Here is a 17,516-nt window from a genome sequence, read left to right on the forward strand (position 1 = left end):
GGCTTACTCCGACAGTTGCTCAGAGGGCATGCGAAAGCCCTCGAAGCGGTCGAACCAGTCACTGCCCTCTCTCAATGCCTCAATACAGTCATCGACTGTGAACACGTCGTCACGAGCGCACGGGAACACTCCCTTGAGAGAGTCATCCTCGTAGACAGCGAGACAGACGACCGGCAAGACGAGTACTTCGTACGTCTCGTTCATCTCCAGCGGCGATAGTTCGTTCTCCTGGAACGCCGGTTCTAACGTCATCCCATTCTCCGCTGCCCAAGACTGGAACTCGCGAACGGTATCCAGATTCCCCATCGCAGTGGTAACTGAACAAGAGGGGGAGGTGTTGATCGACCGACCCCACACATCGACTGTGTACTCGTTGATTTTGCCGTCAGACTCAAGTTGGTCTAGGCGCTCGATAATCGATTCTGGTCTATCGTACGCACCACGTGGCATCTGTTCGCGGATACGAACTTCGACACGACGCTGTGACTGGTCCACTGTCCCTCTCATACTCATACACTCTCAATCAAGTCTAATAGTACTTTTTCTAATTCACCGGTACTATCGAACACCTTGTGATACATTTTCACAGTATCATATGAGAAGTGGTACACAGAAAAAGATATGCCGGAGAAACAGAACGCGCCGCCACCTAGAACGTTTCAGTGTACTCCGGCGGTTCATCGATAAGAACAATAGCTTCACCATCAGCAAGCTTCTCGCCGGATTCGTTATGAACGACCGTATCGAGTCGATATCTACTCTCTCCGAATGCTTCTGTGATTTCACAGGTCGCAGTCAACGTCCCGCCGGGTTCCGCAGCGGAGAGGAATTCGAGATCCTGCGAGAGATATATCGTTACGCCGGGAAATCGTGCCAAAGCGGCACTTATCAAGCCCGAGATGAGGGTCCCGTGGACAATCGGGGTCCCAAACCGTGTGCGCTTGGCGAATTCGTCGTCGAGATGTAACGGATTCGTATCACCGCTGATCGTGGCGAACGCACTGACATCCTCACTGGAGAGTTGCTTCGTGAACGAGACGCGCTCACCAACACCCAGTTCCTCATACCGGTTCACAGAGCGCTCAAACGACCATTGATGTCGTGTCTCGAGTATACTATCCAATTCAACGCCCTCATCGTCTACGTGAGACGTCTGACCGCCCAACGATGCGATAAAAGCGTGGTTCGCCTCGATAAGTCCGTTGAAAAGGTACCCAGAACTTCGCTGAACGTGTTCTGAGGCTCGAAGCCACGCGCTGCTTAGCGACTGTGGCTGATATGCAGGGGTGGTTTGGCTGTGTTCGTCACCAGACATAGGTAACCGTCAGGTCTCCCAAAACAAAAACCCATATGACCGTTTAGTGTGTCTGGCGTGTCTTTTTACTGGATGGTAAGCCATAACAACTGTCAACAATTCTAATAGGTATCCCGTCAGCACGAGTTAATCTCTCTCTTCACCGGTAGACTGTCCATTTCGATATAGTCGAAACGTGAAGTAAGATTTTTGTGGGTTGTGCGCTAGAGAATAACACACATGATGATGGGTAATAAATGCACCGTTTGCGGCGAACGATTAACAGAGAAGCACGTGCGTGATTGTACGATATGTGGGTGTCAGATGCACAACCAGTGCATGGAGTACTTCCAGACGTACGAGTGCCAGACGTGCGGTGATGAAACGTGGATCGGAGCAGTCGAACTATGACACCCACAGGACACCTTCCACGAGACGTCGATCCACGAGTTGCCTCTAGTTTGATTAGTCCATGCTTCGATCAGTGATTCCGCAATCCGACATTAAATCAGTTCGAATCGGTATCCATCCCACTCTTGACTCTCTGCGACCCGAATACCGCTTGCTGAGTCACGGAGCGAACCCACGTATACAGGCCGGACTTCGTCGCCGATGGCCACATCAACTGACATCTCCTCGTCGGTCCCTGATCCATCATCGAAATCGCCAGCGGTCGCCAACTGCCCAATCGCTCGAACAGATTCACCGTCGATATCAAATTCAACGATAGCGACCGGGTTCGGACGGCGGACTCCCGACGGAGTCGCAGTACTGACAGTCCACGTGAGGACCGTCGCAGTGTACTCACTGAGATCAATCATCTCAACCGAAGCACCTCCGTTCGGTCCAATCGGATGTTCCGGATACGTGATGCTCCCGTCGGGGTATCGGAACGCCTTCATCGGAGGCTGTGCGTCGTGATTATCGCTCGTGCTCGAATCGTCGTTCAGTTCGTGGCTCATGCTTGTCCCTCCATAATGGTCGTAATAACGCAGTTCCCAAATCCACCCACGTTACACGTCAAGCCGACATCGGCATCCACCTGTCGTGGTCCCGCATCGTTCGTAACCTGTTTGTGGATTTCGTACGCCTGTGCGACTCCCGATGCGCCGAGGGGATGTCCCTTGGATTTCAGTCCACCTGAGGTATTGATTGGTAGGTCACCGTCACGGTGGGTGATACCGTCCTCGACCGCCTTCCATCCCTCGCCCTTCTCGAAGAAGCCGAGATCTTCGGACTGAAGGAACTCGAGGATGGAGAACATATCGTGCAGTTCCGCCACGTCGATATCGCCGGGGTTCCGGCCGGCCATCTCGTAAGCGATGTTACCTGATTCGACAACGCCGCGCATCGTTGTCGGGTCCGAACGCTCGTGGACGACGTGTGTGTCCGTCGCGCCGCCAACACCGGTGACGACCGAGTACTCGTCTGTGTACTCGCGGGCGACCGACTCCGGACAGAACAGTAGCGCTGCACTCCCGTCCGAAATCGGACAGAAGTCGTACAAGCGGAGCGGGTCAGCGATGACGGGTGCTTCAAGAGCGTCTTCGAGCGTTATTTCCTTGCGGAACTGAGCGTGGGGGTTATCGACACCGTTTGCGTGGTTTTTCACCGCAACCCTCGCTAAACTCTCACGTGGAGCGTCGTACTCGTGGAGGTAACGCCGAGCCGTGAGACCAGCGAAGGTAGGGAGTGTAATGCCGTGTTTGTACTCAACCGGATGAGTAATCGAGGCAATAATATCTGTTGTGTCTGCAGTTGATCGATGTGTCATCTTCTCGCCGCCGACGAGAAGCGTCATCTCTGAGGCACCCGAGGCGATAGATTGCCACGCGGCATAAACTCCTGCACCACCCGACGACGAGGTTTGATCGATTCGCGTGGTGTACGCTGGGAGCATCGAAAGGTCGTGTGCGAGTGCGTTGGGGATGCCAGTCTGTCCCTCGAACTCCCCGCTGGCCATGTTCGAGACGTAGAGGTGATCGACAGAATCGGGGCTCACCCCGACATCGTCGAGACAGGCCTCACCGGCTTCCGCCAATAGGTCGAGGATAAACTGTCCTTCACGATTGCCAAACTGCGTCATCGACGCGCTAATAACAGCTACGCGTTCCATACTCCTGCATGCTATTGGGTCCATCATGAACGTTTGGGCTAGCTCAATTTCGATTCGATCAATCGATACTTCGAACAGGCCGCCCGTGATCTGTGGACAGCCCCTCATCCAAGAGAATATGATTGAGAGATATTAAATATTGGATATTAGATATGTTTATTATGTCACAACATGAGGTTGTACATTCAACAGAGGTCGGAAAGTCATGTACAAGCTACTCAACGTGAGAATGAAGTCCACAACCAACCACGGCTGTAAACACATACTAGGAATAGGGAGACATCCATAGCCACGGGAGGATATACCATCACATCTGGCATAATGCTTATTAACTACTCGTAAGTAGAAACACAATGGATGGGACAAAAGTGTCTGTACCGTCCGGATAGGGCCGTCTCTGTCCTACTCGCAAACATCAAAACAGGGACAATAATCGAAATCCATGAACACCAATAAACGAACCTGCGTTATCACCGGCGCATCCAGAGGCATCGGGCGTGCGATCACGAAGGAACTCGGACAATCCGGCGCAAACGTCATCGTCAACTATCGGTCATCAGAGTCGGCCGCATACGATGTCGCTGAGTCCATCGAAGAAAACGGGGGAACTGCGGTCCCAGTGCAAGCAGACGTTTCAGACATATCACAAGTTAAGGCGATGCGCGATACCGTACACGGCGAGTTCGGTTCGATAGACGTTCTCGTCAACAACGCCGGTATCACAGTCGACAAGACGTTCACGAACATGACCGAAGCGGACTGGAAACAAGTCATAGATGTCAACCTCGGCGGCGTATTCAACTGTACGAAAACGTTCTACGAGGATATTAAGAAGGCCAACGAGGGGAGACTAATCAATATCTCGAGCGTCATCGGCAAACAGGGGAACTACGGGCAGTCCAACTACGCGGCGAGTAAAAGTGGCATGCTCGGCTTTACGCGTTCTATCGCACTGGAGCTGGCATCGTCCGGGTCCACTGCAAACTGTGTCGCCCCCGGATACACCCGAACCGACATGGTCGATGACGTCCCCGAAGATATTCAAGACAAACTCCGGTCAAAGATTCCCCTGAATCGGTTCGCGGAGCCAGAAGAAATCGCGAACGTCGTCCGATTTCTGGCCAGCGAGGAGTCGTCCTACATGACCGGAGAGGTAATCGACGTGAACGGTGCGATCGACCTCTGAATCTACATCGATGCAGGACAAACTCAATGAACTGAAAGAACGGCGCGAAGAATCCCACCGCGGCGGTGGGGAAGAGCGGATCGAAAAGCAACACGACAAGGGTAAGCTAACCGCCCGCGAGCGTATCTCGTACCTGCTCGACGAGGGGAGTTTCGTCGAGGTGGACGCATTTGCGGAACACCAGTGTCGTAACTTCGGGATGGAGGACCGAACCGTTCCCGGTGACGCCGTTGTCACTGGGCACGGGACAGTAAACGGCCGACCGATTGTGGTGTTCGCGCACGATTTCACGGTCTTCGGTGGCTCGGTGAGTTCGGTCGTGGCCGAGAAAATAAACAAAATCGTTGATACAGCTATCGAAGCTGGTGTTCCGGTCGTCGGTCTGAACGACTCCGGCGGTGCCCGAATCCAGGAGGGAGTCGATTCCCTCGACGGATTCGCTAACCTGTTCCGACGCAACACGAAAGCAAGCGGTGTCGTCCCGCAGATATCGTGTATTATGGGTCCCTGTGCGGGTGGTGCTGTGTACTCCCCGGCACTAACCGATTTCACCTTCATGGTACAGGACACATCGCACATGATGATCACGGGACCAGACGTCATCGAAACCGTCACCGGTGAGCAGGTAACGATGGACGAACTCGGCGGTGCGAACGCCCACACGAGCAAAAGCGGTGTGGCACACAAAGCGTTCCGCGATGATGAGGCCGCTCTCGATTCCATTCGAGAGTTGCTCTCGTACCTCCCGGCGAACAACATGGAGGACCCGCCGCGCGTCGAACCGTGGGACGACCCGAACCGGCGCGACGATGAACTAATCGATATCATCCCGGAAGAGCCGAAAAAGCCCTACGACATGACGGAGGTGATCCAACACATCGTAGACGTTGGGTCCTTCTACGAGACCCACGAAAACTACGCGAAGAACTTGGTCGTCGGCTTCGCCCGTCTCGACGGACGGTCAATCGGCGTCGTCGCCAACCAACCGCGCGTCAACGCCGGAACGCTCGACATCGCCGCCAGCGAAAAGGGAGCGCGTTTCGTGCGCTTCTGTGACGCGTTCAACATACCAATCCTCACGTTCGTGGACGTGCCTGGATTTATGCCAGGTACAGACCAAGAACACGGAGGAATCATCAAGCACGGTGCAAAGCTCATTTACGCATACGGAGAGGCGACAGTACCGCTACTTACTGTCGTGACGCGGAAAGCCTACGGTGGCGCGTACATCGTGATGGCATCGAAAGGACTCGGTGCGGACGTCAACTACGCGTGGCCAACCGCCGAGTTAGCAGTCATGGGTCCCCGTGGTGCGGTCAACGTCCTTCATCGTCGGGAGATCGCCAAGGCAGACAATCCCGAAGCAAAGCGACAAGAGCTGATCGACGAGTTCCGCGAGGAGTTCGCGCACCCGTATCGGGCGTCGGAGAAAGGACACATCGACGACGTGATCGATCCCCGCGAAACCCGTCCGCGGCTCATCAAAGACCTGCAACTACGAGAGACGAAGCGTGCAGAGAACCCGCCGAAAACCCACGGAAACGTCCCACTCTAATACAATGACTGTACAACAGAACCACACCGCCGCAGTACTGCAACGGCCGGACGAGAAAGACGATGCAGAGTCAGACGAGAAACCGCGACCCGATGAGAAAGCTGGTGCCGTCCTCCTCGAACGAGAGGCCACGAAAGCGGAGGAACCCGAGGAGACGCAGCCGCCAAAGCAGGATGCGAGACAGGTTTCGATCGGAAAAAATGCAGGAGACCTGACCGTCCCAGACGCCGCGACTGAAGCAGAGGTTGCTGCGATTACAGCAGCAGTGTCTGCCCACCTCTCAGCCGAACAGGCGGCAGCCGAAGAGAACCAATCGAAATCAGAATCTGATCCGTGGCAAATGTCAGGTCGGTATCGGACCGCTACCGGACGACCGGCGAGGACGCCACCGCATCTTACGACACAGTCCGGATGGAAACTGGCCGCTCAGGCGCATTACTTCCCCCGATAACGCATAGCGAGCGTTTCGATCATCGAGACGAAACCCCACTGCGAATCAGCGTACGACTACCAGTTGCGTCAGGTGAGCCTGGAAGGAACGAAACGCCGAAGTCGTCCGCATCTATCGAGGTAACTCCGACAGGCCCCCCGGTAGTCGCCCAGAGATATCTCTGCACTCCATCACACACGATATTCAGCGGCTCGTGGAAGAATACGAAACTACCCACCATGCCAGTGAGTGTGGCTGCTCACTCCAGCTCGCCCATCGGTGCCACCGCATTGCTACTCATCCGTCGATTTCTCATTCAGAATGGAAACAACCCCCGCAAAGGAAAATTCATAGATTATATTACTGAGTGATTTTCGTTATATTACAGGGGTATGTCTGTAAAGAATGACCGTCTCTGATTCGATGCCTTCGTCTAGTCAGCTAGATGTTCACGGTTAGTAGCAGTATACTGTAACCGAATGTGGATTATGTGATAGGTTTAACCGAATTTCTTCCGCAGTCAAGACTTCGCTGGCGTTGCTCCGGCGGCCATCGCAGTAGCGACCGAGTTGCTGCTAAACCCCCGGTAAGGGAAACGTGACGCAACGTAGTTAGGCCAACTACCGTCATCGTATTTCAACAGTGGGGGTTACATATCAAGCTCAAGTAACAAAATACTTTCACATCTGCTATTTTTGAGGGATGGGATATGCGGGCGAAGAAGATAATCATTGGGGCCGCCGCACTTCGTACGGACGTTCTCAGCGGGGAGAAGAGAGTCAATCGATTGATCAACCACAGTGGAACAATCGAAACAGTTCCACCGATAGTGTATAAGCTGTATAATTACGAAAAGAACAGTCAAAGCACCGTATCACACGGTAGCCCACCGAAGTAGTTACTCGGGAGAGACGGCCGCTCTTTGAGTAACGAAAACGTGGTTTTCCGAAGGACGACACGAGAATCAGACCACTATCTCTCCAAGTAGGCGTTCAATACTGGACAGGTAGCCGATACTCAGTGCAGATGTTACAAAAACAACCAGCTGGTGGTGAAATCCGGAGTGCCAGAGATAGATAGAATGATGAATATTAAAACGGCTATCGAGGTGAGTAATCCAATTAGTACCCGTCATTTTTCAGATCGGAGACCTCTCCGGCAGAGATTCCAAGGAGATTAGAATTCTGAAAGAGGGTTGGAATATCCCACTATGACAGTAATAAAATTGTAATGCCGTGCCGAAAGTCAAGAACAGCCGATGTCGAGAAAGACGCGGATACTGTGACGGAAGTGTCAGAAAGACTCAAACTGAACTCGGTTAGTCGGAAATCGAGACGGTATAACATCAGATCTATATTAAACTAATCGGTAATATCAAGAATTAGGAACAATTTAGTGAATAATCACCCACATATAGGATATAATTACAGTATCTACAGATAGTATGTAATATCTGAGTCTCTATTCGGATCTTCTGAGATCAATAAACAGCGTTAGTTCTTCAACACATCCTACCTGAGGATTTCGTGTTAGCTTGGATACGGAGGATGGGACACAGAGATAGCACAGCGATCTATCAGCAGTATCCGCTAATCGGTTGATTCGCTCGGAGTGGCACAGCTCCTTTTCAAAAATACAATCAGTACTGCCAGTAAAACCTAATGATAGATCGATAAGTGATGAATTATTATTGAATGATACTCTATATGTCCCACGAAACTCTGAGAGTAGATTAGTCAAGCATCACCAATTACGCATTCCAACAATCGAACACAGGAAACGACGACACAAAACGATCCAATTTATTTTGATAAGCGGTAAATTACGTCTGCCTACGCTCCGATAGCAACGGACGATACCCTTACAAGACTATTGCTGTACGCTACTGTTATAGAGTTCACGGGAGAGGAATTCGATCTCAAGATTATCAGACTCATTGTCTCACGTTAATCAGAGACATGGGTACTCCAACAGGCTGACGTACTCCGTTTGAAAAGAAAACGTCCGAGGTCTTACGTCACCTAGTCATCCGTGAGTGGCGGCGTCTGCGTCACCTCACGGCTATGAAGGTGGCACGACGTCGGATGGCCGGCGGCCGATTCGGCGAGCGACGGTTCGGATTGCCCACAGACAGTCTCAAACTCTCGCGCTAGCAGTGCTTCCGCGCTAGCACCGTTTCCACGAACAATCTCGTCAAGCGCCTCTTCCAACACGGATTCTGCAGCGGAATCGGTAAGCGATGGTGGAATATCGTGTTCCCTGCGAAGTTCGGCTTTCATCTTCTCGACATCCTGCGGGGTGATCGAGTCTCCCGCGTCGAGGCCGACGAATTCGCGGAGCCCTTCAACATCGATGCCGTGCCGCTCAAGAGCGACCCGAAGGTCCATCACTGCTCGCCAGTTCTCCTGCTCGAAATCGTATCCCTCCGGTTGAACGACCTCGGGACATCGAGTGTAGAAGTTACACCCGGTCGGGGGGTCCGACGGATTCGGAACGTCGCCGCTCAGCGCCGCGTCGATCCCTCTCGTTCCCGCGTCGATTGTCGGAATCGCTCGAAGGAGCGCTCGCGTGTACGGATGTTGCGGGTCCTCGAACAACGTCTCGGTGTCCGCGATTTCGACGATCTGTCCGAGGTACATCACGGCGACTGTGTCGCAGATTTCACGGACGACACTCATATCGTGGCTGATGAACAGAATCGAGAGATCGAACTCCGTTTGAATGTCTTTCAGGAGGGTCAGAACCTCTGCCTGCACACTCACGTCCAACGCAGAGACCGGTTCGTCGGCCACGATAAGCCGGGGGTTGACAACGAGCGCGCGTGCGAGCGCAACCCGCTGTTTCTGTCCACCAGACAGTTCGTGCGGATAGCGATCAACGTCACTCGCATTCAGCCCGACGCGCTCAAGCAGGTCGCTGGCGATAGCAAGTCGGTGTTCGCGTGGACCAACCCCGTGAATTCGGAGGGGTTCGGTGATAGACTCACCGATCGACATTCGAGGGTCGAAGCTCGAATCCGGATTCTGGAAGATCATCTGGGCCTCCCGCCGGAACGACTTCAACTCCGTGTCATCGTATTCTGTGATGTCTTCGTCGTCGAACGTGATCGTCCCGTCAGTCGGTTCCTCGAGTCGGAGAATCGCCTCTGCGGCAGTTGACTTCCCACATCCGGACTCACCGACGAGACCAACAGTTTCACCGCGCTCGATCTCGAATGAGATACCGTCAACCGCTTTCACGCGACCGACTTCACGCTTGAGGATACCCTCTTTTATCGGGTAGTGTTTCTTGAGACCGCTCACTTCGACGAGTGTCTCTTCTGCCTTCTCACGTTGACTGCTATCTGAAGACTGGAAACTCATGCGTCGTGACCTCCGTCGGCACGGGTATCGCGTTGCGTTTCAGAACGGCGCTCGGACTGTGAATTGGACCGGCGTTCAGATTGCGAAGTGGAACTGTTTTCGGTTGGGGGTTCGAGGTCCGCAGCATCGTACCCCGGACCATAATAGACGCAGGAGGCACGGTGAGTCTGCGATCCATCGATGGCGTGCATCTGCGGCTGGTCACCCATCGAACAATCCGAAACGGCGTGCTCACAGCGACTGTTGAACCGACAACCCTCCGGTGGCTCTGTGACAGAGGGAAGCGCCCCGTCGATACGCTTCATCGAGGAACCGCGACCGGGTAAACACTCGATCAACGCCTTCGTATACGGATGTGCGGGATTGTGGATGACCTCCTCGACGCTTCCTTTTTCCATGACCTTGCCCGCGTACATGACGACGACTCGGTCGGCAATCTCCGAGACGACGCCGAGGTCGTGAGTGACGAAGAGAATGCTCATATTATACTCCGCTTGAACGTCTTCGAGGAGTTGAAGAATCTGCGCTTGAATCGTCACGTCGAGTGCGGTTGTCGGTTCGTCCGCGATGAGCAGATCCGAGTCGCACGCGAGTGCCATCGCAATGAGGACTCGCTGTTTCATCCCGCCGGAGAACTCGTGCGGGTAGTCGTCGACGCGGCTACTCGCTTCGGGGATTCCCGTCCGGTCGAGGAGGTCGATCACACGGTCCCGAATTTCGGCTTTCGGAAGGTCGTCGCGGTGAATTCGCAACGTCTCCCCGATCTGTCTGCCAACCTTGTACACCGGGTTCAGTCCGTTCTGGGGGTTCTGGAAGATGTGACTGATTCGATTACCGCGGATATCCTGGAGTTGCTTTTCAGACATCTCGGTGAGGTCCATCCCGTCGAACGTGATCGTCCCCTCGACGATTTCGCCGGGCGGCATATCCAAGATCTTTGTGATGGACTCGCTCGTGACGGTTTTCCCGCTGCCACTCTCGCCAACAATCGCCACAGTTTCACCGGGGTTGACGTCGAAGCTCACGCTGTCAACGGCGTATACAGTTCCGTCATCAGTGTGGAAGTGCGTCTTCAGATCCTCGACGGAGAGTAGCGGGTCCGTCATAGCCCACCACCGCCTTCGATCTCTTGACGCGGGTCCATCGCATCCCGCATCGCTTCACCGACGTAGTAGAACGACAGGACGGTGAAGAAAAGGAACAGTCCCGGAATCGTCGAAATCCACCAGGCCTGTTCGATATTTGCCTGTCCCGCAGAGATAGTTCGCCCCCACGAGAACGTACTCGGATCGCTGAATCCGAGGAACGCGAGCGTTGCCTCTCCGAGAATGAACCCCGGAATGAGGACAGATGCGCTGATAATGACACTGTTCGCAGAGTTCGGAATAAGATGGGTTCGAACGATGTAGAGCATATTCGCTCCCGAAGCGCGTGCGGCCTTGATGTATGCTTCGCTCGACCGCTGGAGCGCTTCGCCACGAACGGTGCGGGCGATTCCTTCCCAACCGAAGAATCCGTAGAGGGCGATAATCATCCAGAGTTCTGCTCCGAACAGATAGACCAGCAATAACAGGAGGATAAACACCGGAAAAACCGACTGGATATCGGTGTACCGCATCAGAACTTCGTCCATCCACCCGATATCCGTGGCCGTCGCGAGTGCTGCGACAGACCCGACGAGCGATCCGATAAACACAGCGATGATGGTCGAGACGAGACCGACCTCCATGCTGACACGCATCCCGTAAACGACGAGTGCGAGAATACCCCGTCCCTCAGCGGACGTTCCCAACGGATACTGCCACGTCCCGGTTTTCGCAACCCCGTCAACGACTGCGGTGACGCCAACCGGTGGAAGGATCCGATTCGTGAACCGGACTTGCGGGGGGTCAACAACTAAGGGACCCAAAATACCAATTACGAAGACGACTGCGAGGTAGACAAGTGCGATGACGGCGATTCTGTTCTTCTTGAAGCGCCGCCAGTAGAACTGCCGCATCCGCTCGTTCTTGTAGAGCGGGAGCACAATGTGGAACAAGAGGGCGACGAACGTCGCGGCGAACAGCCACTCTACGCTAAGCACGTCCCAGTTCCAGATGAGAGGATGCGCGTTCTCGATGACGGCGTAGTCGTAGGCGAACAGTGCGACTATCAGGAGATAACACCCAGCCTCCGCGATTCCCTGCTTCGAGAGGGAAAACGTAGAGGTACTCTGTGCGTCCCAGTCGATATCTTCGAACGAGATGTCGTTGTTTTCAGTTGCCATTGTTATCTACCACCGTAATCGATTCGCGGGTCCAGCAGGACGTACGCGATGTCCTCAAGCAAGTTTCCGATGATGGCGAGGAACACCGTGATGAGCGTCGTCGCCAGTACCAGTGTCGTATCCTGTTCGACGATAGCCGTGTACGTCATGAAGCCGAGGCCGGGTATCGAGAAGATCTGCTCAATGACGACCGAACCGGCGAAGAAGATCCCCAGCATGCGTCCGACGAAACTCGTCGATAGCGGGACCGCCGCCATCCGGAGGACGTGCCAGACCATCAACCGATAGTGACTCGCGCCCTTAGCTTTCGCAACTTTCACGAACTCCTGATTCATCTGTTCGAGCGCCTGCGCACGCGAGTACCGCGTCTGGAACGCGAACGAGGCAGTGAGCAACACGGTGATCGGGAGTAGTAACTGTTTGATGTTTGCGATGGAGAACCACCCCTGCTGTTGGGGAATTCCACTCTGGTAGTACACCGGGAGCGACTCAAACCGGACTCCCAAGAGCATTATCAGGATAATAGCGAACCAGAAGTTGGGGATGCTGATGCCGAAGAAGGCGACGAACGACCCCGCATAGTCCGAGAGAGTGTATGGCTTGTACGCCGAATACAGCCCCAATGCGTAGCCGATGACAGTGGAAATTACGAGGACGGGAATCGCATACTGTGCCGTGTACTTCCACGCGTCAAGTAGCGCTGGGATCACGTACTGTGACCGAGAGTCAGACCACCCCCAGTTGAGCGTGGCCATGTTGATCATGTAGTTCTTGTAGCGCTCCGTGGCGGATTGATCCAAGTTATGCTGTTCTCGGAAGCGCTCTTTGCACTCTTCGGGGTTGTCACCCGTAGCGGCACAACTCATCATCGACTTCATCTGTGCCTGATTCGGAGAGGCAGTGATTAATCCGAACGTAACGGTCAGCGCAATCCACGTCGCAAACAGGGTAAACGCGAGACGTTTAGCTATGTACCATTTCATGGTTTATTGTAGGCAAATTGGTTGGATGGCGGTTGCTAACGGCCGCTGGTTCCGTCAGAGAAGTACATCTTTGCCGTCCAGCGGTCAGTCTGATAGTCGAAGTGACTGTCGGGCGGACTCTGACCCATGCCTTCCACGTTGTTGCGGTACGCGTAGTAGTTGTACGGGTTGTACTCGAAGATGACGGGACGTTCCTCAGAGAGATACGCGAGCATCTCCTGAATAGTACCGACCGCGGCTTCACGCGACTCTGCCGTCTGCGCTTCGTCGCGCATCGCCGCCAGATCCTTACCGGGCGTGTACCCGTAGGCGTTAAAGTTGCCTTCCTCGCTGAACAGCGACGCGATTGTGCCCGCCGGAGTCAGCGGACCATAGCTGAATCCGAGCGTCAGCATGAAGTCCCACGATTTCGAGGAGACCGCTTTGTCCCACGGACCGTGGTTGTATATCGAGGGATGGTCCTTTCCGTTCTCACCGTATCCGAGGTTTTCGGCGTCAGAGACACCCTCTGCGGGGTTCGTACAGTTGAAGTAGTTCTTCATGAGACTCGGCCACGACGTGGTCTGCTGTGTAAGCTTGATTCCGACTTTCCCTAGGCGCTTTTTGAGATAGGCCGCCCGGAGGTCGTCCAGTTCGTCGGACTGGTAGACGAGGGTGAGTTCGACTTGCTCTCCATCCGGACCGACGAACTTGTCGCCGCTGTATCCGTAGTCGCTCGACGTGCCTTCTTTGAGGAGTTGCTTGGCTTTCTCCAGTGACCCATCAAACGTCACAACGTCGTCCGGAGAGTACGGTCCCCACGCGGGATGAAGCGTGTTCTGCACCTCGGCACGGCCTTTGAGGATATTGTTGACGATGAAATCGTTGTTATAAATGTGGGCCATCGCGTGGCGAACCTTCTTGTTTCGAAGTTGAGACCACCCGTTCGCACGCTGGTTGATCCCGAGGTATCCGGACCAAGAGCGGTACGGATTCTTGTAGAGTTTGAGACCTTCCTTCTGTTTGTACGAACTGATTTTTGTCGATGGAATGTACGCAGTGTCGATTTCGTCGGCTTGGAGGGCTTGCCGGGCCGTTTGTTGTTTATCGAAATACTGCAGGTGGTATTCGTCGAAGAACGGAGCTTCAGCGAAGACATCGGGAACGCGGTCATCTTCTTTCGCCCACTTGCGAAGGTAATAGTCCTCTGCCCGCTCGAACTCCATGACGGACTGTTGCTTCCAGTTCTTGAGGTCCCATGGACCGAGGTTCCCGTTGAACGTCGCCCGCATGATCGAATCGTCCTTTTCGAGTCCCTCAGCGTCCTGCTCCTCCACGTAAGGTTTCGCAAGTTCCTTCGGAATCGGGAACTGGTAGCTGAGCGGTTCGTTATATGGGAAAAACGGACGCGAACTTGGAATCGTCTCCCGAATCGTGTACTTGTCCACCTTCTCGAACTGGATCGGTTTATCTTCTTTGCCGACGTAGAAGTCGTTCGCGTAAGCGAAACTCGCCCAGTCAGCCTTCCAGATGTTGTCGATGCACCACAGGTAGTCATCGGCGGTCAGTTCGCCGTACTCCTCGCCAAACTGTAGATTTTCCCGGAGTTTGATTTCGATTTGGTTGACTGGCTGTTCAACGGTCACATCTTCGAACCAGAGAGGGAGAATGTTATCGTACTCCGGACCGAGACGAATGAATCCCTGATCCATGACGAGTTCGATGCGGGCAGTCGTCTCACCGTCGCCGACGCGGAAGACGTTCAAACCGTTCGTGGTTGCGGTCACTGCCTTCTTAAACGTTCCACCGGCGGGAATTTCGTCGGAGGAAGGCTGTTCGGTCGTATCCCCTGCGGTCGAGCCACTAGTCGCCGTGGAATCCCCGGTCGTAGCCGTGCCGGAGGAGTCACCGCCGCTACAGCCGGCGAGACTCGTGGCCACGCCAGTTGCGGCTAAATATTTTATGAGGCGACGCCGGCCGAATGAGGCGCCACCGCCTTGGTTCGTGTTGTCGCGCATCGATTGTAAACAGTTGCCGGATGGCATGAAATGTAATTCAGAATGGATGTATAAATAACCTATGATGACTATCGATGATGATATACCGTGGCGTCACGGAACTACTCGCCTGCGGTCGATTATGTTGGCTAGTCCTTCGACTTTCTCTATGAGTATAGTTACCACTGAGTACCACGATATTTGACATGACAGATAAAACTACGTGAAGGGGAAATCTGGTGCCTATTTGTCAGTGTAATGATGACAGGCACAGGAGTGACCGTCTCCGACCTCCACAAATCCAGGATCGACATCCTCGCAGATATCTCCGATGTACTCCTGACAGCGTGTGTGGAATCGACAGCCGTCCGGGGGGGATTCGGGGCTTGGAACATCGCCTTCGAGGATAATTCGGTCCGTCATCGGTTCCGGCGTTGCTCGCGGAATCCCGGAGAGCAACGCCTGCGTGTAGGGATGCTTCGGGTTTTCGAATAGCTCTCGGGACGGAGCGACTTCCGCGAGTTCTCCAAGGTACATCACCGCTACGCGGTCGCAGATATGCTGGATGACAGAGATATCGTGGCTGATAAACAGGTAGGTCAGGTCGTACGTGTCCTGAAGATCCTCCATCAGATTGAGTATCTTGGCTTGGACCGAAACGTCAAGCGCACTCGTCGGTTCGTCAGCGACGATCATCTGCGGATTCACCGATAGTGCGCGAGCGATAGCGACGCGCTGCTGTTGCCCGCCCGAGAACTCGTGCGGGGCGCGTTTCAAATGGTTCTCTTGGAGGTCAACTTCGTTGACGAGTTCGTGGAGTCGAGCCTGACGTTTCTCTCGGTCCCAATCCGTCAACGCCCGCATCGGTTCGGTGATGAGGTCCGCCACCGTCATCCGGGGATTCAGCGACGATCCGGGATCCTGGAAGATGATCTGTATGTCGCGTCTGAGCGAGCGCATCTGACTCCGAGAAGCATCTGTGATATCCTCACCGTCGAAGTAGATACTCCCATCAGTTGCGTCATGAAGCCGCATAAGCGTCTTTCCGAGCGTGGATTTGCCACAGCCGGATTCACCGACGAGGCCGAGGGTTTCTCCCTCTTGGATGCTGAAACTCACGCCATCGACGGCTTTCACGTCGCCAACGTGCCGGTTGAGGACTCCACTCCGAACGGGGAAGTACTTCCGAACCCCGTCAGCAACGAGCAGTCCATCATCTGGTTTCAGGCCGTCCTCACGGAGTGCCGCGGTCTCACGCGGATCGCTGTTCGCATCGTCTACACTCACGCTTCTTCACCCCCGTTATTTCGAATGCTATCCTCGTGTTCGTCTCGGCTATGCCACGGCGGGCTGGAAGGGACGCTCTCATCGTACAGATGGCACGCAACACGGTGGTTCGTCGTCGCCGCAGTATCCGGCGCTGCCAGTTCGGGATCATGCGAGTCACAAACGTCGCCGATATACTGCGGACACCGGGAAGCAAACCGGCACCCCTGTGGCGGATCGATTAGCTCCGGAACTGTCCCTTCGATAGTCGGAAGTCGATCAGCGACTTCACCGACTTTCGGGATACTCTCGGCGAGCTTTCGGGTGTAGGGATGAAGCGGTGCCTCGAACAGTTCCCGCATCGCACATGTTTCGACAACGTTTCCGGCATACATGACGGCCATCCGGTCTGCGATTTCGGAGATCACGGGAAGATCGTGGCTGATGAACAGAACGCTCATTCCGAACTCCTCGCGGAGATCTCGGAGGAGATCGACGATCTGCGCCTGAATCGTTACGTCGAGCGCGGTTGTCGGTTCGTCCGCGATGAGCAGATCCGGTTCGGTGATGAGCGCCATCGCAATGACGACCCGCTGTCGCATACCGCCCGACAGCGCCTCTGGATACTCAGCCAGAAGTCTCTCAGCATCAGCGAGGCCAACGGCTTCGAGCATCCGTTTTGCCTCAGTTCTCGCCTCCGATTTCGAGATATCACGGTGGGCGAGCAGCGGTTCAATAATCTGTTTTCCAATCGTCAGCACGGGATTCAGCGACGACATCGGATCCTGGTAGATCATCGTAATGTCGTCGCCGCGAATCTCGTTCAGTTCCGATTTGGAGAGCTCAAGGAGATCTTGACCGTCGTAGCGGATTGATCCACGTTCGATCTTCGCCGGCGGGGACTGAAGAAGTCCCATCGTGGAAAGGGCAGTCACGCTCTTTCCACAGCCGGATTCGCCGATCACGCCGACGACCTCATCGCGGCCGACTGTGATGCTTACACCGTCCAGTGCCTCTACGGTCCCTTCCTCAGTTTCGAAGTGAACGTGAAGGTCGTCAATTTCGAGTAGTGGTTCAGTCAT

General features: G+C 54.4%; 14 protein-coding genes. 3 read left to right on the forward strand and 11 right to left on the reverse strand.

The window, feature by feature from the left end; genetic code table 11:
* Positions 1-3: 3 nt before the first annotated feature.
* From HBOR_RS14475 to HBOR_RS14490, 4 genes are all read right to left on the reverse strand, one after another.
* Positions 4-507 carry an HTH domain-containing protein gene (locus HBOR_RS14475; RefSeq protein WP_241432402.1) on the reverse strand — a complete coding sequence of 168 codons (504 nt, stop codon included), beginning with the start codon at positions 505-507 and terminating at the stop codon, positions 4-6.
* Positions 508-649: 142 nt separating this feature from the next.
* On the reverse strand, positions 650-1,075 hold the full coding sequence (locus tag HBOR_RS20345; RefSeq protein WP_241432401.1) for a MaoC family dehydratase: 426 nt from the start codon (positions 1,073-1,075) through the stop codon (positions 650-652).
* 722 nt (positions 1,076-1,797) lie between these two features.
* Positions 1,798-2,256 (reverse strand): Zn-ribbon domain-containing OB-fold protein, encoded by a 459-nt coding sequence (locus HBOR_RS14485; RefSeq protein ID WP_006056093.1) that lies wholly within the window; start codon positions 2,254-2,256, stop codon positions 1,798-1,800.
* Positions 2,253-3,410: a thiolase family protein gene (locus HBOR_RS14490; RefSeq protein WP_006056092.1), complete on the reverse strand. Its 1,158-nt coding sequence runs from the start codon at positions 3,408-3,410 to the stop codon at positions 2,253-2,255. Before HBOR_RS14490 ends, HBOR_RS14485 begins: the two co-directional genes overlap by 4 nt.
* Before the next feature lie 442 nt (positions 3,411-3,852).
* Here HBOR_RS14490 and fabG point away from each other — a divergent pair, with 442 nt between their 5' ends.
* Genes fabG through HBOR_RS14505 form a run of 3 tightly spaced genes read left to right on the forward strand, consistent with a single transcriptional unit; the run spans position 3,853 to position 6,602 of the window.
* Positions 3,853-4,596: a 3-oxoacyl-[acyl-carrier-protein] reductase gene (fabG, locus tag HBOR_RS14495; RefSeq protein ID WP_006056091.1), complete on the forward strand. Its 744-nt coding sequence runs from the start codon at positions 3,853-3,855 to the stop codon at positions 4,594-4,596.
* A gap of 10 nt (positions 4,597-4,606) precedes the next feature.
* A complete protein-coding gene (locus HBOR_RS14500; protein ID WP_006056090.1) occupies positions 4,607-6,151 on the forward strand; it encodes an acyl-CoA carboxylase subunit beta in 1,545 nt (514 codons plus the stop codon).
* Between the two features lie 4 nt (positions 6,152-6,155).
* Positions 6,156-6,602, forward strand: coding sequence for a hypothetical protein (locus tag HBOR_RS14505; protein ID WP_006056089.1), 447 nt, complete (start codon positions 6,156-6,158; stop codon positions 6,600-6,602).
* A 2,000-nt stretch (positions 6,603-8,602) separates the two neighbouring features.
* Here the strand turns inward: HBOR_RS14505 and HBOR_RS14510 are convergent.
* From HBOR_RS14510 to HBOR_RS14540, 7 genes are all read right to left on the reverse strand, one after another.
* On the reverse strand, positions 8,603-9,943 hold the full coding sequence (locus HBOR_RS14510; RefSeq protein ID WP_006056088.1) for an ABC transporter ATP-binding protein: 1,341 nt from the start codon (positions 9,941-9,943) through the stop codon (positions 8,603-8,605).
* A complete protein-coding gene (locus HBOR_RS14515; protein ID WP_013446558.1) occupies positions 9,940-11,049 on the reverse strand; it encodes an ABC transporter ATP-binding protein in 1,110 nt (369 codons plus the stop codon). Before HBOR_RS14515 ends, HBOR_RS14510 begins: the two co-directional genes overlap by 4 nt.
* Positions 11,046-12,209: an ABC transporter permease gene (locus HBOR_RS14520; RefSeq protein WP_006056086.1), complete on the reverse strand. Its 1,164-nt coding sequence runs from the start codon at positions 12,207-12,209 to the stop codon at positions 11,046-11,048. Before HBOR_RS14520 ends, HBOR_RS14515 begins: the two co-directional genes overlap by 4 nt.
* Positions 12,210-12,211: 2 nt before the next feature.
* Positions 12,212-13,192, reverse strand: a complete 981-nt coding sequence (locus tag HBOR_RS14525; RefSeq protein WP_006056085.1) for an ABC transporter permease — start codon at positions 13,190-13,192, stop codon at positions 12,212-12,214.
* Between the two features lie 35 nt (positions 13,193-13,227).
* Positions 13,228-15,189 carry an ABC transporter substrate-binding protein gene (locus HBOR_RS14530; protein ID WP_006056084.1) on the reverse strand — a complete coding sequence of 654 codons (1,962 nt, stop codon included), beginning with the start codon at positions 15,187-15,189 and terminating at the stop codon, positions 13,228-13,230.
* Positions 15,190-15,411: 222 nt separating this feature from the next.
* Positions 15,412-16,455, reverse strand: a complete 1,044-nt coding sequence (locus HBOR_RS14535; RefSeq protein ID WP_006056083.1) for an ABC transporter ATP-binding protein — start codon at positions 16,453-16,455, stop codon at positions 15,412-15,414.
* Complete coding sequence (locus HBOR_RS14540) at positions 16,452-17,516, reverse strand: ABC transporter ATP-binding protein (protein WP_013446559.1); 1,065 nt, start codon at positions 17,514-17,516, stop codon at positions 16,452-16,454. The genes HBOR_RS14535 and HBOR_RS14540 overlap by 4 nt, the downstream gene beginning before the upstream one ends.

This window comes from Halogeometricum borinquense DSM 11551, from assembly GCF_000172995.2.
Classification (GTDB): domain Archaea; phylum Halobacteriota; class Halobacteria; order Halobacteriales; family Haloferacaceae; genus Halogeometricum; species Halogeometricum borinquense.

Bases quoted from the DNA above. Each gene is read 5' to 3' on its own strand.
- HBOR_RS14475 (WP_241432402.1), bottom strand. From the start codon at position 507: ATGAGAGGGACAGTGGACCAGTCACAGCGTCGTGTCGAAGTTCGTATC.
- HBOR_RS14485 (WP_006056093.1), bottom strand. From the start codon at position 2,256: ATGAGCCACGAACTGAACGACGATTCGAGCACGAGCGATAATCACGAC.
- HBOR_RS14540 (WP_013446559.1), bottom strand. From the start codon at position 17,516: ATGACTGAACCACTACTCGAAATTGACGACCTTCACGTTCACTTCGAA.
- HBOR_RS14510 (WP_006056088.1), bottom strand. From the start codon at position 9,943: ATGAGTTTCCAGTCTTCAGATAGCAGTCAACGTGAGAAGGCAGAAGAG.
- fabG (WP_006056091.1), top strand. From the start codon at position 3,853: ATGAACACCAATAAACGAACCTGCGTTATCACCGGCGCATCCAGAGGC.
- HBOR_RS14525 (WP_006056085.1), bottom strand. From the start codon at position 13,192: ATGAAATGGTACATAGCTAAACGTCTCGCGTTTACCCTGTTTGCGACG.
- HBOR_RS14530 (WP_006056084.1), bottom strand. From the start codon at position 15,189: ATGCGCGACAACACGAACCAAGGCGGTGGCGCCTCATTCGGCCGGCGT.
- HBOR_RS14500 (WP_006056090.1), top strand. From the start codon at position 4,607: ATGCAGGACAAACTCAATGAACTGAAAGAACGGCGCGAAGAATCCCAC.
- HBOR_RS14490 (WP_006056092.1), bottom strand. From the start codon at position 3,410: ATGGAACGCGTAGCTGTTATTAGCGCGTCGATGACGCAGTTTGGCAAT.
- HBOR_RS14520 (WP_006056086.1), bottom strand. From the start codon at position 12,209: ATGGCAACTGAAAACAACGACATCTCGTTCGAAGATATCGACTGGGAC.
- HBOR_RS14505 (WP_006056089.1), top strand. From the start codon at position 6,156: ATGACTGTACAACAGAACCACACCGCCGCAGTACTGCAACGGCCGGAC.
- HBOR_RS14515 (WP_013446558.1), bottom strand. From the start codon at position 11,049: ATGACGGACCCGCTACTCTCCGTCGAGGATCTGAAGACGCACTTCCAC.